This window comes from Pseudomonas sp. XP1, assembly GCF_053557675.1.
Genome location: NZ_JBNRIJ010000003.1, coordinates 239,977 through 244,732 on the forward strand (window position 1 = coordinate 239,977; position 4,756 = coordinate 244,732).

At 63.8% G+C, this 4,756-nt stretch carries 5 protein-coding genes; all 5 read right to left on the reverse strand.

The features are described from left to right. Window positions 1-1,119: quinohemoprotein amine dehydrogenase subunit beta (gene peaD / locus ACK1U9_RS04940; protein WP_046614335.1), on the reverse strand; the 1,119-nt coding region annotated here is incomplete at its 3' end. 32 nt (window positions 1,120-1,151) lie between these two features. Beyond that, on the reverse strand, window positions 1,152-1,475 hold the full coding sequence (qhpC, locus tag ACK1U9_RS04945) for a quinohemoprotein amine dehydrogenase subunit gamma (RefSeq protein WP_004375838.1): 324 nt from the start codon (window positions 1,473-1,475) through the stop codon (window positions 1,152-1,154). Between the two features lies 1 nt (window position 1,476). After that, entirely contained in the window at window positions 1,477-2,907 is a 1,431-nt protein-coding gene (gene peaB, locus ACK1U9_RS04950; protein WP_135002933.1) for a quinohemoprotein amine dehydrogenase maturation protein, read from the reverse strand. Between the two features lie 48 nt (window positions 2,908-2,955). After that, window positions 2,956-4,521 carry a quinohemoprotein amine dehydrogenase subunit alpha gene (peaA, locus tag ACK1U9_RS04955; RefSeq protein ID WP_108481229.1) on the reverse strand — a complete coding sequence of 522 codons (1,566 nt, stop codon included), beginning with the start codon at window positions 4,519-4,521 and terminating at the stop codon, window positions 2,956-2,958. A 25-nt stretch (window positions 4,522-4,546) separates the two neighbouring features. Beyond that, on the reverse strand, window positions 4,547-4,756 hold a 210-nt coding region (locus ACK1U9_RS04960), incomplete at its 5' end, for a hypothetical protein (RefSeq protein ID WP_449109741.1).

Here is a 4,756-nt window from a genome sequence, read left to right on the forward strand (position 1 = left end):
ACGGATGAACACCTGCGGCGTGGTGGTGGACATGTCCCCACCCGGCAACTTGATGTTCTTCACTTTCTCCAGCGTATCCGGGTTGAACACCGCCAGGTCGTTGAAGGTGCCGCCCAGGTACAACTTGTCGCCCTTCTTGTCGAAGGCCACGCAGTAGTAAGTGTGGTCCAGATTCGCCGCCTTGATCAGCTTGCGCTGTTTGAGGTCGTACTTGGCCAGGCGGTTGAGCACGCCGTAGATCTGGTTCGGGTCTTTTGGCGAACGCAGCCCGGTGAAGTACAGCTCGGTCAGGTCGGCAAATTCCTGGGTGTGGGTCTTGCCGGTCTTCAGGTCGACGCTCAGGTAGCCATACAGCAGATCGGCGGTGGCCGGGTCCTGCTTGTCATCCTTGAACCTGGCAATGGTGTACAGCATAGAGAACTCGTGGCGCGGGCTCTGGTGCGGCCAGAAGTACAGCACGTCCGGGGCGCTGTAGCCTTTGCGGTTCCAGTTGCGCAGCGGCAAGGCCACCGTGTACTTGCCAGTATTCACGTCCATCTTGTAGATGTCCGGCCCGGCGACGTACAGGCTGCCATCGTCCGCCGCACGCATCAGGTACACCTGGCGCGGCATCGGGAAAGTGCGCACCGGCTTGGCCTCCAGGCCATCGGCGGTGCTGAACACTTCCAGCCGCGGTGGCTTGACCACGTAGTGGTCGTTCAGGCGCTGGGTCGGGTTGACCGTGGCGTACACTTCCTTGCCGTCCGGGCTGATGGCGAACGAGTACATCGACCGGCCCACCTCACCCGGCACACTGGACAGGTTGGCGTGGAAGGTGTTTTTGCAGGTGTCCAGATCGATGCCGTAGATGTCGCCGTAGTGGTTGTTGAGCACGTAGGCGGTGCGGTTGTCCGGCGCCATCATCGCGGTGCCGGGGCCGAACTTGTCGGGCATCACGCAGCTCTTGTACACCGTGTCACTGGCCACATCGACCACGTGCAGGTTGTTCGGGTAGTTGGTCACGATCATGTATTCGTGACCAGCCTTCAGCGCCGGCCCGGTGTCGGCGGCCTGTACCAGCCCGGCACAGGCCGCGGCGGCGATGGTGAGCGCGAGTGACGCGCAGCGTCCAGCTTTCATGCGGTTTCCCCTTGTCATTCTTGTTGGGCCGGTCACTTGTCTTTCGGGAACACGGTGCCGAGGTTGCGCCAGTCTTCCGCCGAGTTGCTCGCCTGGGCGTTCCAGTCCTGGTAGGTGCTCATCATGTCCGGCACCTGGGCCGGCCACCAGCAAGGGTCGGAACAGCCATACAGGTCGGCCTCCATCGGCTGGCACAGCGAGCTCACGCCACCAAAGGCGTCCACTTCCCAGCCCGGGTCGGTGGTGGCGGTGCAGCCCGCCACTGCGCTCATGGCCATGACTTCTTCGACACGGTCTTCGGCGGCGGCCTGCTCGAGGATGCGCGCCTTGTTGTTCAGGGGCTTCAAGTGCTTCATGTCAGTGCGCCTTCCGCGGGGTGATGTAGCGATCGATGAAGGCCGGGTTGGCGGCCATGATGCGGCTGTAGACCTCGATGCCGAAGTCGACCCAGTCGCGCATCAGTTCGCAATAGTGGTAGGTCGGGTGCTGCGGGTCGCCATAGCGGGCATAGCTTTCGTGGTAGCAACCGCCGGAGCACAGGTTGCGGATGCGGCAGCTGTCGCAGCCGGTGTTGCTGCGGTCCAGGCGTTGCGACAGGAAGTCGTTAAGCTGCGCCTGCTTCACGCCCTGGTGCACATTGCCGAAGGTCGGCAGGCTGGAACCGGTGAAGCGGTGGCACAGGTTCAGCTCGCCCTCATGGTCCACGGCCAGCATCTTCAGCCCGGCGCCGCACGGCAGGGCCTTCTTGTGGCCTTCATGGATGTCGGTGATCAGCTGGTGCAGGTTGGAGAAGCCGATGTTGCGGTGCTCCAGCGCAGCCTCCAGGTAGCGCCGGCCCAGCGCCTTCATGTTGGCGAACACCTGCACCAGTTCTTCGCCGGTGAGGTTGAAGTTGGCCATATCGCCGGAGGTGACCGGGGCAAAGCCGACTTCAGCGAACCCCAGTTCGTTGAACAGGTGGTTCCAGATGGTCTCGACGTCGGTGATGCCACGGGTCAGCGTGACCCGAGCGCCCACCGGGCGGCTGTGGTAGCGCGACAGCAGCATGTCGACCTTGCGCCTTACCACGTCATAGGTGCCCTGCCCGCCCACGGTGATGCGGTTGCGGTCGTGCACGGTCTTGGGGCCATCGATGCTGACCGACAGGCCGAACCGGTGGGCATTGAGCCAGTCGACGATCTCTTCGGTGAGCAAGGTGGCATTGGTGGTCATGATGAACTCCACCTGCTTGCCAGCCTCGGCGAAGCGCCGCTCGCAGTAGGCGACCATGTGCTCGATCAAAGGCCGGTTGGACAGCGGCTCGCCACCAAAGAACACCACGCTGTAGCGCTGCTCGTCGGGCGACTCCTTGAGCAGCATCTCCACCGAAGCCTCGGCGGTGGCGGTACTCATCTTCTTGCCCGCGGACGGTTTGTCCAGGTCTTCCTTGTAGCAGTAGGTGCAGCTGAGGTTGCAGCCGGTGTTGACGTTGAGCACCACAGTGTTCAGCGCCGTGCGCTCGACCTGCCTGAGGGCGATTTCCGGGGTCAGCGGCGAGCCGTCGCTGACCAGCTCCAGCGCGATCAGCTCGCGCAGGGTGTCCTGGATATCGCTGCCGGCAAACTGCTGGCCAAGGCGCTGCATCAGCTCCTCGGCCGAACAGCCTTGCTGGCGCAGGGTGTCGATGATGCCGCCGGTCACCGCGTCGGCGGTGAACAGCGAACTGCTGGGGATATGGAACAGCATGCGGTCGGCGTCGACCTGCACTTCATGCAGGTTGCGTTCGACCAGGTTCAGTAGCGCGCCCATGGCGACCTCCCGATAAACGATCCGTTGGAAAACCGTAAGCCCCTGCCGTTACGGCAGCGGCGGGTTGTTCCAGCGCTGTACGGTGACGATCATGTGCCCTTCACCAGTCTGGCCACCGTCGGCCAGGGTGGCGATGACCTTCAGGTTGCCGGCGTTGTTGGTCATCATCTTGCGCTCCGGGTTGGGGCCGGCACCGCCTGGCACGAACACGCCATCGGCCTGCATCTTCCCGGCAAACTTGACGTCTTCGTCCTCGACCGCACGCTCGTTGAATGGCTCGACCTTCCAGCTGGCCGGCAGGTAGCCGATGCGCAGCGGCTGGCCATTGGCGTCCTTGCCCCAGGCTTCGGCCTCGAAACGGCCCTGCACCTTGGGCACCGAAGCGCCGTTCTCGCCGATGCGGGCGATGGAAAACGCCGGCACCACCTTCACTTCCTCGACCTTGTCGTACACCGCCAGGTTGACACCCTTGAGCGTCCCTACGGCGACTTCGCGCTGGCCAGGCTTGGCATCGGCCGCGGCGCGGGCCTTCAGCCGTACCAGGGTCGGGGTCTGCTCCAGCACCTCGGTCACTTCCACGCCAGCGCCCAGGTCCGGTTTGCCGGCCAGGCCGCTGCCGACCAGGGTGATCTCGCTTTCGCCACCAGCCTTGATGAATGCCGGCTGTACCGCCAGCAGGCGCGCCTTGCCCTCCTTCACCGCGGTGAAGTCCAGGCCACGCTCGTCGTGCTCGGCCTCGAACATGCGGCCCTTCATTTCGCCATCCAGCGCGGCGAACACCTGGCGCAGGTTGGCGTCGCCCACCTTGACGTTGCCACGCCATTCATAGCCGTTGTAGAGGATCGCCGAACCGCTGCCATTGAACGGTGTGCCGTCGGCATACGCACCCTTGACCTCGACCTTGAAGGTGTCACCCTGGTCAGGCGTGACGCTCATCACCCCGCGCACGTCGCCCTTGGCCAGCATGTGGCCGCTGAATGCCCACTGCCCCGGCAGCGCATCGGCCTTGGGCCTGGCTTTCTGCCATTCGGCCCATGCCGCGCTTTCCAGCGGGTAGCGCTTGGCCAGGTCAGGCACCACTTGCTGCAGGGCGATCGGCAGCCAGTCGCGGTCACGCGCCTGGGCCTGGTATTCGAGGGACGGCCACTGGCCGAGATGGAAGTTGACCAGATGCTCCCATTCCTTGGCCGGGCGCCGCTGCAAGGCGACACGGGCACCGGAGTGGCAACGGCCACAGGTTTCGCTGAGCTGGGTGTCGAACTGCTCGACGGTGTTCAGCCGGCGCTCCATGGCATAACGCACCCCATCGGTTTCGCTGGGCGCCAGGCCCTGCTTGTCGGCCAGGTACTTGACCAGGGTGCGGCGGTCGTCGTCGCTGATCTGCAGGCCGTGCATCACCTGCATGCGGGCGATGCTCATCAGCCAGCCTTCCGGCGTCTTGCGCTGGTGACTGATACGGCTGTAGGCGTCGTTGCCTTCGGGGATATGGCACCCCATGCACTTGTTCTGCAACAGGCTCGGGCCCTGCTCGGCCGCCATGGCCTGGGTGCTCAGCAGCGCGGCGGCGACCAGCGCCAGTTTGCCCGCTTGCCGCCGGAGTCGAGTCGTCTTCAAGGTCAGACCTCCACGGTTGTTGTTCTTATCGTTGTCGCACGCTTTGGTACAGCAGGTGTGCATGTGACGGTAGTGATACAGGAACTGTGCCAGGTGCTGTAAAAGTGTTTTCTTTCAATCTTTTAACCGGTTTTCCGGCCTTGGCCAGCAGCAGGTATGGCCAACTGCAGCGTGCCATTTCGCGACAGGGTGTTTCATCCTGAGACAAGGGCTGCTGCGCAGGCCAATCGCCGGG

Coding starts and splice junctions, on each gene's coding strand:
- peaB (WP_135002933.1), bottom strand. CDS start 2,907: ATGGGCGCGCTACTGAACCTGGTCGAACGCAACCTGCATGAAGTGCAG.
- qhpC (WP_004375838.1), bottom strand. CDS start 1,475: ATGAAGCACTTGAAGCCCCTGAACAACAAGGCGCGCATCCTCGAGCAG.